Here is a 17,116-nt window from a genome sequence, read left to right on the forward strand (position 1 = left end):
ATAAATTAACTTTAACATTTCTGAAAGTGAAAAACAATACAAACTATAAAAAAGCCTGCCTCAAAGCAATTGCTGTTATGCTTTGCTTTCTAGCAGTTTCATGTAAGAAAGATGGTGCCGATAGTGAAAGTGCACTATCTGGTACCTTGGTGAAACCCAGCTACAACCGCAGTTCCATGTTTCGTAACCCTTTAAACGGCTGGGTTATGTATGCTTCAGCTTCGGGGACTCCTTCCTATTGGGACACCCAATTCTATGTACCTGACTTAGGTAAAACGGTCAAAGCAATTGACTATGCATCTGCCTGTTATATCCGTACCAGCTGGCGGACTTTTAATCCTGTAGATGGCGTATATGCCTGGAGGGATCCCAGCACGGCAATCTATAAAATGATCAAAGGGGCACAAGATAAAGGATTGCCAATCGCCTTTCGTATCGTGGTCGATGGCCGCGATCAAGGGGCAAATACGCCGCAGTTTGTGTTCGATGCAGGCGCCAAGTATTATGTTGCCAATGCTTCTTTTCCGGATAGAAAAACACCTGTGCTGCAAGATCCTGTTTTTAGGAAATATTATAGCAAGCTGATCGAAGAGTTGGCGAAGGATTTTAATGATTTAAATAAAACCTCCTTTGTCGATGCCTACGGACTAGGCTTGTGGGGTGAAGGGCATAGTGTCATTTACGAAGATCCTAATAATCCATCCGGCCAAAACATTGAGGTGATCAAAGAAGAAGTCGTTGATTGGATTTCGGACGTGTATTCGAAAAACTTTACAAAAGTGCCCTTGCTGATCAATTATCATCGCGTAGTTGGCGACCCAGCGGGCAATGGAGCTCCCAATCCTAATTCAGAGAAGCTGTTGAATAAGATGATCAACAAAGGGTACAGCCTGCGTCAGGATGCCTTTGGAATGACCGATTATTATCAAAGCTGGGAGAAGAATTTTGCCAAGGTCTGGAATTTTAAACGTCCGATTATTATGGAAGGTGGTTGGATTACGACTGGTACACATCGTTACTGGACTGATCCAAGCGGTAAATATAGGCAAAACCATCCCGAAGATGTTCGGCAGGGCGAATTTGACAGCTCCTTGGAAGCTGCTGTAAACATGATGGATTTCCGTATCGGTGAAATTGAAAGCTGGTTCACCAAATCTTTTACCTTATGCCAGCGTTTTATTTCTGAAGGTGGCTATCGTTTATATCCCGATCGTGTTTATTTACCGGAGAAAGTCAATTCGGGGACAGAAACGACAATTAACCACCGCTGGCGGAACATGGGCTGGGGATATTTTCCGAACAATATTCCCCAGTGGAATTATAAATATAAAGTAGCTTTTGCACTCCTGGATGAAGAAAACAGAGTGAAAAAAGTATTTGTTGATGACAAAGGAGAGCCCTCCACCTGGCTTAAGAATAATCCAGTCGCATACGAGTTGAAAGCTAATGTTGATGTACCTGCCGGAAACTATACCTGGGCCGTTGCCATCGTAGATACAACAAATGAAAATCAGCCGGGAATAAGGCTTGCCGTAAATGGCGATATAACTGATTCTGGATGGTTAAAACTATTGAAAGTACAAGTACAATAAATTTCTTGATGACTCTCGATCAAAAGCGAAATCATCGGATGTTTTTTATGTCAAAAGGGCCTGATAATTGATCAGGCCCTTTGTTTTTGCGTTAACTAGCACAGTAATTTTTATGATCCTTTTCGTCATCTTTTAGTTTTATGATCCAATTTTAAATGCTGACAAAAACAATAGCGATTAAACTTTGATCTAGTTTGCGAGATGATTTAGACCGGCTATCGTATCAGTGAAGAGGCGGTTGTGATATCAGAGTTATTTGACGAAATTATACAGGACATGACATATCCATCCTGTTTGACTTTGAGGTACAGATTAGCGCTTGTTACTTTTTTGCTTACGTAAGTGTGTTTGATATTAAATTCGACTTTTCCTGAACCATTGCTGTTGGGTAGGACTTCGATCTGCTCATTTGGACTTTTTAATTGAAATGTTTGCGTAGCATCTAAATAGCCAGTCCCATTTTCAATTTTTTGTAGGGTGTATTTGGTTTTTACCAAAAATTCCTGTTGATCTGCTCCTAAGACTGGAAATGCCACTGTTTCTGTTTTTTCAACTGAATCACCAACTTTCATTGGTTTATTTGGCGTTTTATCTTCAAACTGATTCTGTTCCATTTCGGTTTTTAAATGTTGTTTTTCCAGGGAATCTAGCGTGTTGTTTACGATCGAATCAATCTTTGTTTTGCCATTTTCATCGTAATAGCCATATATCGTAGAGCCACTTAGCGGAGCCTTTAATGGAGTTATTTGCTCGTTAAATTTCATGCTAGTCTCTACAAAAAGTATTTCTGTCTTATAGGGAATTATCTGCTTGACTTCTGCGCCTGTAGAGGTGGTCGATTGGACCTTATTATTTCCTTCCAGATTCATTGTAAAGGGGAATAGTCCCTCCAATTTGCCTGCTGCTTTGGTTTGATATATACCCGTTGTCTCGTACTTTAATTGTGGTTGAGGAAGGTATTTAAAGACAAAGGATTCCTGTGCGTTAACGTACTGCAAAGCAACTAAAAATAATAATGTAAAATAGTAATTCATTTTTGAATTTGTTAATATTCACTAAAGTTAATCAATGGCAATAGTATTTTTATTGCTTAGTACGGTATTATTTTTAACGCTCGTTTTCGCTGTTCTTCGAGCTTTAGTCATCCTGGCTTAAGTCTTGGTTGCTTTTTTACGTCAAAAGGGCCTGATGTTCAACCAAACCCTTTGTTTTAGTGTTTATCTGCATAGTAATTTTTATGTTTCTTATCGTTTCCTCTTTTTTGTTTCATCATCCGATGTTTTTAAAGACTATTGGATTTTCACTGTACGGCGCCAATTTTTATGTTGATCCTTTCTTTATAAAAGAAAGGTAGCTTGCAGCCATTGTGTATAGTAAGAACAACAGCCGATTTGAAGTCGTTTTGGTCCTCAATGAAGCAAAATAAAACAATGTAATTGGCTGGAACCTTTAACAATATTCATGCGGGGCAACTTTTGAATTTGTAGGAAATGATTTAGGTATTATGCAAAGCGGGGCCTAAGCCCCACTAAAATTTTTGTAATTATAATTCGAATGAAATATAATTTGCAGACTATATTCCCAATTCACCATGGGCAAGCATATGTCTGTAAATCGTTCTGCAGTTGTCGAAGAAGCCTGAACAGGAATTTTCAACATAGGTTTGCGAAGTGAAGGTATCAATCACTTCGCCACTACTATTGTAGACTGTTAGCGTGTAAACACACTTTCTTAGAAACTTTGCATTGCTTTCTTTTGTTGATTCGGCAACTTCCACTTTGTTGGTGTTTTCGGCTACTGCCGAAGTACTTGTTTTTACTTCTGCATTTTCTTTGGATACTTTTGTGTCAGTTCCTGCAAAAGCCGCTGTCGATAGCGCAGCTACGGCTACCAAACTCATCAATAACTTTTTCATTGTTTTTAAGTTTTATTTGTTAAATAATGCATGCCTTTTGGACATGTTTTAATTCTCTAATACTAAAATAATCACAAGAAATTTGACTGGGCTCAGCGATTCGTATTCGTTAGAGTTGAACTAATATTCGCGCTTACTTGGTTGATATTTAGTTTACTTACACCAGCTGTCAGCCTATAGCAATCAATGGATCGCTGATTTCCCCTCGTCGTTCCATCCATTTGCCGAATTTTTCTATTCTGTTATTTTAGAGCTCATAGTTCTGCCGCATAAAATAATTTTTATATAATACGCCGAAAATACATTTGTAGTCTCCATGGAGTAAACGGTTTGATGTACACTTTTTTTCCTTTTGGCTTACCTATTTATGATATTAAATTCTCTTCGGTTAATGCTCCCTGAAATGTAGTAATAACACTTCTAAAGCAAATAACTGCAATAATCACGGGAAGGATACTTTCGTTGGATAATAAATATTGCATTTCAGTTTGTTGATCAAGAGGCTTTTCGTAATTTAAGTGTCACAAACACAGTTATAAACTATTTATGAAAAATCTCTACTTGATTCTTTTGGGATTATTTTGGCCTATTCATGTCGTATGGTGTCAGTCGTCTATCGTCTATTTAGGCCTTGATAAAGGGCTTTCCAATGATTTTGTTACTGCGATCTTTCAGGATGGGGAAGGATTTATGTGGTTTGGAACATCAAATGGCTTGAACCGTTACGATGGGTACGAATTTAAAGTTTTTAAAAACGATCCACTGTCTAAAAATACACTGCCTGACAACCGGGTGACAGCTGTCGCCGAAAGTCCTTCGGCACAGTTATATGTTGCGACCAAAGGTGGACTAGCAGTGATAGATCCCAATCGCACACAGTGTGAGCAAGTTTTGGTGACCTCACCTAAAGGAAATAGGCCCCTAAATTTTCCGATTCATCAGATAGAGAAAGATATTCTCGGCCAATTGTTTGTACATGGTGGATCTGAAGGACTGTTTAAAATTGAAGAAACAAAAACGGGAAGTGTCGCCCAAAAGATACCCTTACACTACGCTGGCCAACAGCTGCCCTATTATCGCGTTTCTGCAATTTGCAAAGCAGTGGATGCGGGAGTATGGGCATTCATAGACCATGTTGGTTTGGCTTATTACGATAGCAAAAAACACCTTTTTTCAATCGTAAAAACAGTTGATTTCCAGTCGACAACGATGGCTGTAGCACCTACAGGAGATATTTGGTTTGCCAGCAACCAAAAAATTATCTGTTATCATATAAAAACAGGCACTTTTACGAACTATAATTACGATACCTATAGAAAAGCGGTCGTTAACCTTTATTTTGGAAAGGACAAAAAGCTATGGATATGTACAGACGGCAGCGGCATACAGAAATTTAATAGCATGACGCGAACGTTTGAGCATGATATCGGATTTGACCAACAGCAGTTAACCAGTCGATCTGTTTTTGCCGTACTGGAAGATGCGGACGACCGGCTATGGATCGGTACATTGAGAGGTGGGGTTAATATTGTGGATCCTGCAAAAAGAAGGTTCCATACATTTAAAATTAATCCCAATAGCCAACAGGTAAATACTGCCGACTTTATTTTATCGTTCGAGCAAGCCGATCAAAATCATATATGGATCGGAACTGATGGGGATGGATTATACAAATGGAGTATATCAAAAGGTAGCTTGGTCCATTATCCCTATTCAGCGCATAAGGATGTTAAACCCGCTTTTATAACCTCATTAATCCAACATCAAAATGACCAGTTGTGGATTGGAAGTTATGATATGGGAATCGTCAAATTAAGTCCCAAAACTGGGCAGGTAAAACATTATACCTGCTATTATCCTAATTCTCAATATGTCAATAATGCTGTATGGCGTTTATTTAAAGACAGTAGGGGTACGCTTTGGGCTTCAACACTCGCCAGTGGAAATGTCTATTACTTGGATACCATCGCAGATCAGTTTAAACACCTCAATTTGCCGATAAACGATGTGTTAACTTTTTTTGAAGACAAGGATACTGTTTTGTGGATGGGATCGTGGAGTGCCTTATTCCGACTAGACTTGCGTACGATGAAATACAATAGCTATCACATTGGAAGCCCAATTCGTTTTATCCAACAAACAGAAAGCGGTTTTCTTTGGCTTGGCACAGAGGGTGGTGGACTTTTACATCTGAATCTAAGCTCGATGAACTATAGACGCTATACCGAAAGGGATGGCCTTGTTAGCAATACGTTGTTGAATGGCTTACAGGATGCACAGGGTAATATGTGGATGTCCTCACTTGATGGACTCTCCAAAATGGATGTACAAAAAAAAACATTTCAAAACTTCTATCAGTCAGACGGTCTCCAGAGCAATCAATTTAATTACAACGCTGCCATTAAATTACGGGACGATCTGTTGATTTTTGGTGGTATCCGTGGGTTCAATTTATTCAGACCGCAGGATATATTTTTTAAGACCAGGTTTCCCGCATTAAAATTGACCCAATTGAGCATTGGTAATGTGCCATATGGGCAAAGTGAAGCGTATAAGCAAATCTCTTTGAACGCTGTTCAAAGCTTAAAAATACCATATGATAAGGCCATTTTATCCTTTTCTTTTGCAGCATTGGATTATAGTTTTTCGGATAGGATCGACTACGCCTATTATTTAGAAGGTTGGGACAAAGATTGGAATTACGTCAATAAACAGCGGACTGCTTATTATTCGAATCTCAGGGAAGGCAAGTATAAATTGCATATCCGATCGAGTAACGCAAATGGCCAATGGAATCAAGCAGAACGTGTTATTGACGTGGAAGTTTTACCCCCTTGGTATCGAAGTATATGGGCATATATCGGGTATCTTTTGCTGCTTGTTGCGGTCATCTATCTTTACAATAGGTATCGGGAGAATAAGGATCTATTGCTTTTTAAATTAAAGACGGCCGAATTTGAACGGGAAAAAGAGCACGAGTTAATCGAAGATAAGCTGACATTTTTTACCCATATCGTCCATGAAATTAGGACACCACTGACACTCATTGTAAATCCCATCAAAGACATTGTCAACAAATCAAAAAAAAATATGGGCGAGTCAGAGGAACTGCTGTCTGTTTACAATCATTCCAAGCGATTGTTAAATCTTGCAGATAAACTTCTTTTGTTTAGAAAATCCGATGGAAATTTTGATGAGCTTGCTTATACAGTATTTGATATCATACAGGTTTTGCGGGAGACGTTTGATTCTTTTAGGCAATTGGCCAATTCTCGAAATATCAGTTACGCACTTGAGACTGATATTGAAAGACTAATCTTAAATGCAGATTATGAAAAATTGGAGATTTGTTTTATCAATCTACTTCAAAATGCACTTAAATATACGAAAAATGGCGGATCTGTCTGTATTAAAGTGAGTCGTATAAACCAGGAACTAAGGTGTGATATCATTGATTCGGGACAGGGCTATCCAACTCAGCTAACGGAAGAAATCTTTAAACCTTTTAAACGCAATTTTAGTTTATTTAATCACAGTGCTGATGGTTTTGGAATCGGACTGTTTTTTGTAAAAAAATTCATTAGTCTACATCAAGGTAGATTGGAATATTTTGCGAATCCGCATGCTGGAGCAACTTTTTCAATTACATTACCGATTACCCAGGCCAGTTCATCAGCTGTTGTGGGCCGCGTCGAATTACAACAAACAGCGACTGGATATCGTAGTGCCGTAGCAGGAGAGCAGCCCGAACCTTCAGCTTCAACTTATCCCGTGAAAAGCCAGGCACTTGATGAATTGTATGAAAATGATTTGCAGGAGAAAATATTGATCGTCGACGACAGTGAAGATATGCTAAATTATATTGCTCGTATTTTTTCCGACAAATATCAGGTTGTCAAAGCAAATAGTGCTGAAACGGCATCAGCCATTTTAGAAAAATTAGACCCAAGTATTGTCATTAGTGATGTAATGATGAGCGGAACTTCTGGCATTGATCTCTGCAAACAGATGAAGAGTAGCATAAAGCTAAGTCATATACCTATTATCTTGTTAACAGCAAGTGCGTCTTTTGATGTCAAATTAAAAGGCATAGAAGTTGGTGCAGATGACTATATCGTCAAACCTTTTGACAGGGAGCTACTCGTGGCACGTGTAGAAAGTCTAATTGAAAATAAAAATAGATTACATACCTATTTTTATAGTGAAATTACCTTGCAGTCCAAAGACCATAAAGTTCCGGCAGCTTTTAAAGATTTTTTGCAACGGGCAATAGCCGTGGTTGAAAAGCACTTGTTGAATGAAAATTTTACGGTAAAGATGCTTGCCGAAGAGCTCGGGATGAGTCATTCCAATATGTATAGGCGGATAAAATCTATCTCAGGCAAATCTGCCAACGAATTTATCCGATCTATTCGGATGCGTCGGGCTGCGCAATTACTTATAGAAAACAAGACTAACATTAATGAAACCGCTTATCAAGTTGGTTTCAAAGATATCAAACATTTTAGGCAGCATTTTTCCAAAATTTTTGGTTGTTCGCCCTCAGAATACCGCAAGCGCTACAGCCATCTGGGAAGCTTACCTACTAGTATCGGTTAATCACCTGAGGCACTTAAAATGCAAAAGAGAAGAAGAACGGTAGCTATTTAACATACTGCTGTTTTTCTTCTCTTTTTTTGTGGCTCAGTTATCCGCTAGTAAGCGCCACTGTGACTGGTCATGCCGTCTTTCCGCATAGCTTCTATGATCAGGCAATTGTATACGTAATCCCAGCTTGAACCGACTTCTGAATTTTGATTTAAACCATAGGGCCACCAGTGCATGCTATCGCCATTTATAGCGGCTGATTCGTCCGAGTTGATCATTTTTAACATATTGTTGGCATTTGCCAGACTATATTTGCCATTGATAATCGCTTGTGACCACCAGCTTGTCGTCCCGGTACCGAGGGTATGGTTCATCTCATGCAACATGGTACGGATATTTTGGTAGCCCTCGCTGGCACCAAATCGCATCCAGCCTTCGTTATTCGCGTCGGCTGTCGGAACCCCGGGGTCATAGTTGAGGTAAACATGTTTGGTGGCCGAAGTATAATTATTGGCATACCAGACCGCACTGTCCAGAGCCACTTGCAATCGTTGGTATGCAGCAAGTTGTTGCGCTGTTGGATTGTCGACTTTATTGAATGTATAGGTTACTTTGCCCTTGGCGATTGTATGGAAGGAAATGTCGGGTCCGTAGCTTACGCCTGTTTCATTGATCGCATAAGCGCGTAAATGATAATTTGTACTCGGGGTAAGATTGAGCATGCCGATTCGAAATTTGCCCGTGCCTGTTGCAGCATTCATAACCTTATGATCAGTGACCGTCGGTTTTTCCTGTAGGCCCCAGCATAGCCCTCGTTCAGTCACAGCGCCACCACCACTGCTGATAATATTGACATCGTAGTAAGCAATTGATGATCCTACAATAAAGATGGGATTAGTACCGAATGTAACCGATTGGATATCGGCAGTGGTCAATACCTGTTGTTCGCCATAAGCAATTCCGCCCTTATTTTTGGCGTAAGGTCTAATGTAATAGGTTTGTGAGGGGGCAAGGGCTGTTAGTGCCACAGTAAATTCACCAGAACCTTTACTGGAAGTTGCTTCCATCGGATTGTTGTCGATTGTCGGATTCGGGTCTTTGTTCCAGCAGATGCCACGACTGGTAACAAGTGCACCACCTTTGTTTAGCACTTTTCCTGTAATCATAGCACCTGTAGTCGTGATATTGGAAAAAGCTAATTTACCAAGCGTAGCAAGTGCGATATCATCTGTTTTTTCTGTAGGCGTTACTATACTGCTTTCGGGAGTAGCCTTTTTACAGCCTGCTAAAGTGCAGGCTGTAAAAAAGACATAAAAAACTAATCTATTCATCTATTTTGGTTATAATTTTTCAAAGATCATATTGCCAGAGACTTTAAAATAAGAGCCGTCTGATGCCGTTCCATTCATGTTTCCGAGAAAACCCAAGGTTACAGGACCCGCTTCTGTTACGGTAAATTCGAATATTGCACTGCTTCCAGATAGGGTTTGAAAGCCTAAGGCTGTATTCAAGGCTGATTGATCGGGCAAGGCATTGCCTTTTGCGGCGATGAGGTGAACGACACCGGCGCTGCCTTTGTCAATCTTTGAGACTGTAAAACGATATTTTCCGGGCTGTAGGTTGGTTGTTTGATAAATCTTACCATTTACAATTGGCGCTAAGTTGGGTGAGGGTGAGGCCCATTGCCACCAACCTGCTTCCAAAGATAAACAGGCTTTTTTATCCCGAATCTCAATTCCGCCATAATATTTTCCGTCTGCTGTCTTGAAGTTCTTTGCCGCATCATTGACAAGCCACACCGCCGGAGTGCCCCAGCGATCACCGCCCATGGCAGAAGTCTCGAAAGGAAAGTTCATGTTTTTTAGATAAACCTCCTTGGGCGATATATTTGCGGAATAGTTCGTGTAGAATGTATCTATACTTAAAGAATCCGGGACAAATAATGTACGATAGCGGAGTGGTTTGCCAGGGAGAAAATCCGATAGAATACTTTTACCTAACTTGATAGAGTCTCTTTGAACAACTAATTTACCTGACGTATTGGTATACTCAACTTCTGTAAACTGAGCACCACTTGTCAGATCGATTCCCCCCCAATTGACGGTGGTTTTTTGATCGCCAGCAAAGTAGTCAACAGCATACATTGGTCTGTTGATAAGTCCCGAGCTGAACCGTTCGCCATAAGATACGCCAGTTTTAAAAACGCTTAGCGACTTATTGCCTTGGGCATCGTAGGTGATAAGTTCAAAATTATGTACTCCTTCACTTATTTTCAGCGAAATTTTTAAGGTGTCTACGCCAGCCGTACGATTGATTTTTAACTCAGTCGAATCTTGCCGATTATCCCAGTATATTTTGAGGCGATCTACCTTGGGGTCGGCCATAAATAATCCAGTAATATAGACGCGCTCTTTACCCGAGAAGACCTTGACGGAATCAATTTTTCCGGTGTAGGAAATTTCACCGCCTTCCAGGTACTTTTTATAATCATCACTTTTTGAACAGCAAAGGAAAGAAAGCATGGCCATGCTAAGCAAAGACATGATAAAGAATGTTTTAATAGGTGCTACTTTCATAATAGTCTAATTGATAATAAACAAGTTGTATTAACGTGGATCGCCATAAACCTGTAATTCGGCGATGGACATAAAGGACGATCCCTGCCAATTTTTAATGGTTTTGATGCGTAGATAGCGGACCTTCGGTGCACTGATATCAAAGTCAAAGCTTAAACCCGAATTGGCAAGTTGATAGTCCTCATCTGTTTGCTGCCCCATGGGTAGTCCAGAAGGCTTTTTGCTTTCGAAGGTACCTAAGCGTGTCCAGTTGTTCCAGCTCCCGTCTGAAGGCGGGTTGTCCGAACCCCATATTTCAAAAAATCGCACGTTCCCACCATAATAATACATACGGCCACTGTTGGTGTATTCTGGATAGTCCCAGATCACAATCCGGCTCATTTTGGCCAACTTACCGGTATCAAAGGTGACCCATTGTGGGCCATTGACAGTGACGTCAGTCAAAGATATATTGGGCCAGTTCCAATTGTCTCCGTCCCACATCTTGGATAACCCGGTAGAAGTATATTGTTGTTTGGCGTCGGTGGGTAATGTAACCGCAGTATACCTTGATTTGGGAAGTGCCTGTTCAAACAGCGGGGTCAAAGTCGTCACAAGCGTATCGGTAAAATTCATGTATTTGTCTCTCACGGTAATCGCAAACTGTTTGGGATTTGGTGCAAACCCACGGATGGTACGTGAAATCTGTTTAGCGGAAGTATAGATGTTGTCTACAGAAGGTACCCATTCACCCAACGAATCGACCATCACCATCACGGTGAGATTTTTCTCAGTCTCGTTTTCGGCAGTGATCCGAATGCCACCAAAAGCTGGAATGGCCTCCAGACTCCGAAAGGTATTCCAGATGGGATTTTCTAAAGGCGTTACGGAGACTTCGATAGGCGCCGAACTGATTTCACTTCTATTTACGGCATAGAGCTTGATCGAATGCGGATTTGTATCTGCAAAACCTTCCACGAGAAGTGTGTTGTTATAGTAGGAGGATTTCACCTCCATTTCTTTACCTGATTTTAATTGATAGACGGCTTTGACATACAATAGATCCTGATCTTTTGGTAAGGTATAGGTAATACGTGCGGCCCCGGCCAGGTTTTCTACCTTCACATTACTAACTTGCCCCGGTGCAGTACTGTTGACAACAGGAGCAACTTGAATTTCTTCTTTGCAGTTTTGGAATAAGATGCAGAACAAAAATATGGTCTGTATCAATTTTCTGTTTATGTTCATTTCTTTATGACTTTAAGGATAAAATTGAAAGGACTACCAGCCTAAATTTTGTGTCAACGAAGGATTTACCGTTAATTCACCTTGGGCAATTGGCCAGAAATAATCTCTAGGGGCCACAAATGTCTGCTGAAACAATGTTCTTATCTGGTAATAATCTGCACTGATCTCCTGATTTACGCTCCATCCGGTAATGTTCTGATTGAAATATTTAACGGCCAGTTTCCAGCGCCTAAGATCCCAATAGCGTTTTCCTTCAAAGGCCAATTCGATCATTCGTTCACGTTGAATAATTTCGCGAAGACCTTCTTTGGTGGTAGGTTTGTCTGGGTTTGACGAATACTGGCTCCAAGACGTTAGGACACCGGGGATTCCAGCACGTTCGCGTATGCGGTCTAAATACGCGTAAACATCAGCTGAAGGACCATTGGCTTCATTCAACGCCTCAGCATACATCAGATAAATATCGCTTAGGCGCATATCTGGCCAAGGGTAGGATTTATAACTGACACCATTGCTACTGAAAGCTTGTTCCCAATTCACTAATTTTTTAAGGAAGTATCCAGTTTCATTGATCCACCCATGGTTATTGGCACCAGCAGGCTGATTTAGCTTCGCCTGTACATAATACGTATCCTCATCCGATAGGCTTTTGGTATCAAACTTGAACCAGATGCCGCCGTCAAAACCCAGGTCAGCATAAAATCGGGGCTCGCGGTCGAAGTTTAGACGCGCTGTAGTATACCCTTCTTTGATATAATACCGATCTGCAGCGGTAGCCGCGCGTAGACTCGACTTGTCGTTAAAATCGAGGGTTTTATCCTCATTGATGGGGACACCATTTTTTGTGTAAAACATTTCTGCAATTTTCAGCGGTGCGCTGAGGTGTTGTCTTGCCGTACCGACCACTGCTTCCGGGGTTAAGAGGGGCATCGCATCCCGCTGTATATTCCATGCCTGGTAATTGGGGTTTGCCCAGATGTGTTCAGCAGACCAACGCTCATTGAAGCCCAGGTTGATGCCCAGCACCTGTGCGGTTGCATCGCTCATTTTAAACTGTCCATATTCGGCCTTATTGAAAGGGAAGAAGCGGATGCCCGCAGCATCGGCAGATTCAATTGCCGCTTTTGCAGCCTCCGCGGCCTTCGTCCATTTTGAGGCCTCATAAGTTGGATTAAACAGCTGTTCGCCTTTGCTATTGCGCATGGCCTGATAATCTGTATTTCCATTGAATAGGGGACTTGCGGCAGTCAGCAATACCTCAGCCTTTACGGCCTGAATGATGGGTTTGGTCACCCGTCCAAGTTCCGCGGCCTTATTGGGGATAATTAAAGGAACAGATTTTTGTGCAGCAGAGTCCAGCAAAGAAACAATGTAATTGACCACCTCATCGACAGGACGCTGTTCTACCCGTACAGCAGACTGATCTGCGTCAAGTGAGATGTTTTTTTCGACAACGGGAATTGGTCCATATTGGCGAAATAACAAATAGTGGTAATAAGCTTTTAGAAACAATACTTCTCCAATCCATCGTGAACGATCATCGATTGAGAGATCAGGTACCTTGGACAGATCAGAAACATTTTCTAAAAAGATATTGCAATCTCGGATAGCGATCCATAAACCACTTCTCCAGGAGTCTACAAGTGGTTGATTGACATTCTGTCCGCCGCGGGCGATACGCCAGTTATTCGCCGGATAGATTTCCCGCTGGGCAACAGGTAGCCATACCTCATCGCCGGCAAGAAATCCAATATTGCTTTGGGCATCCGAATTATTTGGTAACCACGAGTAGCAGGTGAAGAGAAATTTCTCAGCTTCATTTCGTAAGGAAAAGGCATTGTCAATTGTCGCCACGTTGTCCGGAACGACATCGATATAATCTTTACAGGCAGAAACTCCAAAAGCACTAAACAAGAGGCATGCGATATAGGTTGCTGTCTTTTTCATATTTTTATTTTTCATGATTTCTTAATTGTAGTTCACATTAAAAGCTCAGTTGTAAGCCTATGTTATATACGGCCTGAATCGGATAGCCTATTCCTTTTCCACCCATCTCGACATCCCACATTTTAAAAGAGCTTAAGGCAAATAAATTCATTCCATTGGCGTATACCCGAAGGTTTTTTGCTTTGAGGCGTTTCATCAAACTTTCCTTAAACGTGTAACCTACTTCCACTGTTTTCAATCGAAGGAAAGCACCACTACGCATCCACCAGGTACTTCTTTGGTTATTATTCGCTATAATGTTTTCACTTAGACGGGGCCAAAAGGCGTATAGATTTCGATTTTCTTCACTCCAATAACTATCGGCTATGACCTGTAGAAGGCCGTTTTGCGAACCACCATTTAAATAGAAGGGCGAAATATTTTCGGGATTAATGAAAAAGGAAGAGCGTGCAGATCCCTGAAAGTAAAAGCTAAAATCTAAGCCTTTTCCACCCACAGTACCGCCAAAGCCATAGATCATTTCTGGCGTGGTGGGGTATCCGATCGCGACGCGGTCTAAATCTGTAATCTGTCCATCGCCATTTACGTCACGGTATTTGATGTCTCCACCCAGATAATCTAAGCCCGGTTTTCCGAATTGAACCGGAGAATTCAGTACCTCCTGATCGTCCACAAAGAGTCGTTCAGCGATATAACCAAACTCTTGGGACGCCGAAGTACCTACTGTATAGCGACTGGCTTCTTTGTATGCGGGTTCATCTACAATCAGTTTCTTGCTCACGGCATAAGTCATCGTTCCACGTCCCTGAATGTACCAGCTGTCGCCAAAGTTTTTGTTATAATTTAGCGTCACATCTACCCCTTTACTTTCGGCTTTATTCGTATTGGCGACGATCGCGGCGCGAAGGCCCATTGTACTCGGTATATATGATCGGCCGGTGAGAATATTGCTCCGGATCTGTTTGTATACATCTACATTTAACTCGAGGTCTTTAAAGAGGCCGAGTTCGAGCCCAAAGTTTGTCTGGCGCGATCGCTCCCATGTGATATCCTCATTGGCATAACGACGTATGGCGATGGTTGGTCTGGTATATCCCGAAAGCTCACCAAATCCAATCTGAAAGGCATTCATGTCTACATCAGATAAATAGAAAAAGCGATCTTGCGAACGGCCGATCTGATCGTTCCCGGCAAAACCATGGGTGGCACGGATTTTTAGTTTTGAAATGACATCTTTGACAGGTTCGAAAAATGATTCATTGGAAATATTGTAGCTAAGCCCAAAAGAAGGAAAAAAACCTAAGCGACGATTTTTGGCAAAGCGTTCCGAACCATTGTAACCAAAGTTAAACTCGGCGATATAACGGTCATCAAAATTGTACGAAAAGCGACCAGAAAGACCGATATTGCGCGAAGGCAGCGACAATTGCAAGTTTCCGGCATTCCCACTCAATGAATTCTGAACTAAACCGATCACTGTGGCTCCTACATTATGCTTACCAAAAGCATGATTATAGCTGGCAATCGCATGTGCATAAAACATCGAATTCACTTCTTTTGCAGACTCCGAATAATCGAGGTATTCGGTACCAACAGTTCCGATCGATCCCAGTGAACCATCGTTCATGACCCGGAGGCTTAGATCGCCAGAAGCATCAGCAGATGCCGTGTAATAGAAAGGATTATATTTGCGGCTTACTTCAAAATAAGCATAACGTTTTAGATAGGTCATTGCCGTAAGGCTCAGCCCAGGGATCAATGCATTCAGATTTTGGTTAATCTGAATCTGTGGCATGATCGTCGAGGTATTAAATTCTTGGTAACCACGTACCATTTCGGCGTAAGGGTTTACAAATAAACCACCATTCCTATTTAGTGCATTACCAAATAAAGGGTGATTCATGTATGGCATATACGAAGACGGATAGATCGCCGGGAACATCACAGGATTCGACCAGATGGCGCGTCTGAAGGTCGCAGCTCCACCATTGATACGGCTTCCATTTTCGTCTGTGCTGCCGATCGGTCCATTGTAATCGTCAAACTGGGCATATACACGTACGATACCCGTCGTTGTAGGGGTAAAGTTGATATCAACATTTGAACGGACGGAGTAATTTTTTAACTTGATATTGTTATTGAAATTGTTGATTCCGTTCATCTTCAAAATACCATTGTCGATGTTATATGTACCGGATAGGTAGTACTTTGCTTTTGCTCCACCGCCGCTGATATTTAGGTTATTGCGTTGGTTTATGGTATAGTCTTTTATAAGCTGGTCAATCCAATTATTATTCGGGTAGAGCAGCGGATTGTCTCCGGCTCTTGTATGGTCAATTTTGGTCTGCCAATACGGAAGCCCCTGTCCACTGGCCGCGTCAGCAGGTCTTGTCAGGTAGGCCTCGTTGGCCATTTCCATGTAGCGGATGTTGTCTGCAAATTTAAAATTTCGGGTATTGGTAGAAACATTACTTTCTGTACGGAATTCAAATTTTGTAGCCCCTTCTTTACCCAGTTTTGTGGTGATCAGAACGACGCCGTTTGCACCCCGGGCACCATACATGGCGGCCGCATTGGCATCGCGAAGGACAGAAAAGCTCGCAATATCATCGGGCTGTAAGCGGGCCATATCGGTCGGTGAAGATTCGATGTTATCGATGAGAATCAATGGGTCCTGTTTTCCGGTACCAAAACTTCCAAGTCCCCGAATAAAGAAATTCGCATTATCAGATCCAGGTTCACCACTGCGTTGAAAGGCAATCATACCGGCAACCCTTCCAGCGAGCATAGTGGTTAGGTTGCTCGTCGGGCCTTTTAATTCTTTCGGATTAATCGTGGTTACGGAGCCAACTACGGAAGCTCTTTTTTCGCGTTGACCAAAACCCGTGACAACGACATCGTCGATAACATTTTCGTTTAGTTTAATTTGGATGTCTAAGGTGATGGTATTGTTGGCATCTGTTTTTTTTCCGGTCAGGGAAATTTCCTGACGTGCGTAGCCGACACTACTAAATACTAATGTCGCAGTTTTGTTGGTATTAAGTACATAGTTTCCATTTCCATCCGTAGATACGCGCATAGTGCCCCCCAAGACACTTACTGTGACGCCTGATACCGCTGTGCCGTCATTTTCCGAGGAGACTTTTCCTTGTACACGAACCTGTTGCGCCATAGCTGCACAACAAGTTGCCGTCATTAGAAATATAAAAATTCCTAGACGAGATTTAATCTTCTTCCATCTTTTCATTAATAAGAATTTTGGTTATAAATTG

General features: G+C 41.6%; 9 protein-coding genes. 2 read left to right on the forward strand and 7 right to left on the reverse strand.

Annotated features, from left to right (window positions below; genetic code table 11):
• Positions 1 to 26: 26 nt before the first annotated feature.
• The gene (locus ACLCDV_RS06010) at positions 27 to 1,592 is read left to right on the forward strand and encodes a DUF4832 domain-containing protein (protein ID WP_317668073.1); all 1,566 of its coding nucleotides are present in this window, start codon (positions 27 to 29) and stop codon (positions 1,590 to 1,592) included.
• A gap of 215 nt (positions 1,593 to 1,807) precedes the next feature.
• Here ACLCDV_RS06010 and ACLCDV_RS06015 read toward each other — a convergent pair whose 3' ends face one another.
• Both ACLCDV_RS06015 and ACLCDV_RS06020 read right to left on the reverse strand, forming a co-directional pair.
• Positions 1,808 to 2,626 carry a hypothetical protein gene (locus tag ACLCDV_RS06015; protein ID WP_112373557.1) on the reverse strand — a complete coding sequence of 273 codons (819 nt, stop codon included), beginning with the start codon at positions 2,624 to 2,626 and terminating at the stop codon, positions 1,808 to 1,810.
• A 539-nt stretch (positions 2,627 to 3,165) separates the two neighbouring features.
• Complete coding sequence (locus ACLCDV_RS06020) at positions 3,166 to 3,507, reverse strand: hypothetical protein (RefSeq protein WP_333576463.1); 342 nt, start codon at positions 3,505 to 3,507, stop codon at positions 3,166 to 3,168.
• Positions 3,508 to 4,053: 546 nt separating this feature from the next.
• Between ACLCDV_RS06020 and ACLCDV_RS06025 the strand changes: the two genes are divergently transcribed.
• On the forward strand, positions 4,054 to 8,106 hold the full coding sequence (locus ACLCDV_RS06025) for a two-component regulator propeller domain-containing protein (RefSeq protein ID WP_411973141.1): 4,053 nt from the start codon (positions 4,054 to 4,056) through the stop codon (positions 8,104 to 8,106).
• Between the two features lie 95 nt (positions 8,107 to 8,201).
• Here the strand turns inward: ACLCDV_RS06025 and ACLCDV_RS06030 are convergent, their stop codons facing one another.
• Genes ACLCDV_RS06030 through ACLCDV_RS06050 form a run of 5 tightly spaced genes read right to left on the reverse strand, consistent with a single transcriptional unit; the run spans position 8,202 to position 17,091 of the window.
• Positions 8,202 to 9,425, reverse strand: a complete 1,224-nt coding sequence (locus tag ACLCDV_RS06030) for a hypothetical protein (protein WP_411973142.1) — start codon at positions 9,423 to 9,425, stop codon at positions 8,202 to 8,204.
• Between the two features lie 9 nt (positions 9,426 to 9,434).
• A complete protein-coding gene (locus ACLCDV_RS06035) occupies positions 9,435 to 10,670 on the reverse strand; it encodes a DUF4998 domain-containing protein (RefSeq protein WP_333576459.1) in 1,236 nt (411 codons plus the stop codon).
• Between the two features lie 30 nt (positions 10,671 to 10,700).
• The gene (locus tag ACLCDV_RS06040) at positions 10,701 to 11,897 is read right to left on the reverse strand and encodes a DUF5000 domain-containing lipoprotein (RefSeq protein WP_317668069.1); all 1,197 of its coding nucleotides are present in this window, start codon (positions 11,895 to 11,897) and stop codon (positions 10,701 to 10,703) included.
• 33 nt (positions 11,898 to 11,930) lie between these two features.
• Complete coding sequence (locus ACLCDV_RS06045) at positions 11,931 to 13,844, reverse strand: RagB/SusD family nutrient uptake outer membrane protein (RefSeq protein WP_333576458.1); 1,914 nt, start codon at positions 13,842 to 13,844, stop codon at positions 11,931 to 11,933.
• A 37-nt stretch (positions 13,845 to 13,881) separates the two neighbouring features.
• The gene (locus tag ACLCDV_RS06050; RefSeq protein WP_333576456.1) at positions 13,882 to 17,091 is read right to left on the reverse strand and encodes a TonB-dependent receptor; all 3,210 of its coding nucleotides are present in this window, start codon (positions 17,089 to 17,091) and stop codon (positions 13,882 to 13,884) included.
• Positions 17,092 to 17,116 lie beyond the last annotated feature (25 nt).

The sequence above is a fragment of the Sphingobacterium sp. Lzh-3 genome, from assembly GCF_046764375.1.
Classification (GTDB): Bacteria; Bacteroidota; Bacteroidia; order Sphingobacteriales; family Sphingobacteriaceae; genus Sphingobacterium.

What these genes read in the sequence shown, in the direction of transcription:
- ACLCDV_RS06030 (WP_411973142.1), bottom strand. Translation starts at nt 9,425, where the DNA reads ATGAATAGATTAGTTTTTTATGTCTTTTTTACAGCCTGCACTTTAGCA.
- ACLCDV_RS06035 (WP_333576459.1), bottom strand. Translation starts at nt 10,670, where the DNA reads ATGAAAGTAGCACCTATTAAAACATTCTTTATCATGTCTTTGCTTAGC.
- ACLCDV_RS06020 (WP_333576463.1), bottom strand. Translation starts at nt 3,507, where the DNA reads ATGAAAAAGTTATTGATGAGTTTGGTAGCCGTAGCTGCGCTATCGACA.
- ACLCDV_RS06045 (WP_333576458.1), bottom strand. Translation starts at nt 13,844, where the DNA reads ATGAAAAAGACAGCAACCTATATCGCATGCCTCTTGTTTAGTGCTTTT.
- ACLCDV_RS06025 (WP_411973141.1), top strand. Translation starts at nt 4,054, where the DNA reads ATGAAAAATCTCTACTTGATTCTTTTGGGATTATTTTGGCCTATTCAT.
- ACLCDV_RS06015 (WP_112373557.1), bottom strand. Translation starts at nt 2,626, where the DNA reads ATGAATTACTATTTTACATTATTATTTTTAGTTGCTTTGCAGTACGTT.
- ACLCDV_RS06040 (WP_317668069.1), bottom strand. Translation starts at nt 11,897, where the DNA reads ATGAACATAAACAGAAAATTGATACAGACCATATTTTTGTTCTGCATC.
- ACLCDV_RS06050 (WP_333576456.1), bottom strand. Translation starts at nt 17,091, where the DNA reads ATGAAAAGATGGAAGAAGATTAAATCTCGTCTAGGAATTTTTATATTT.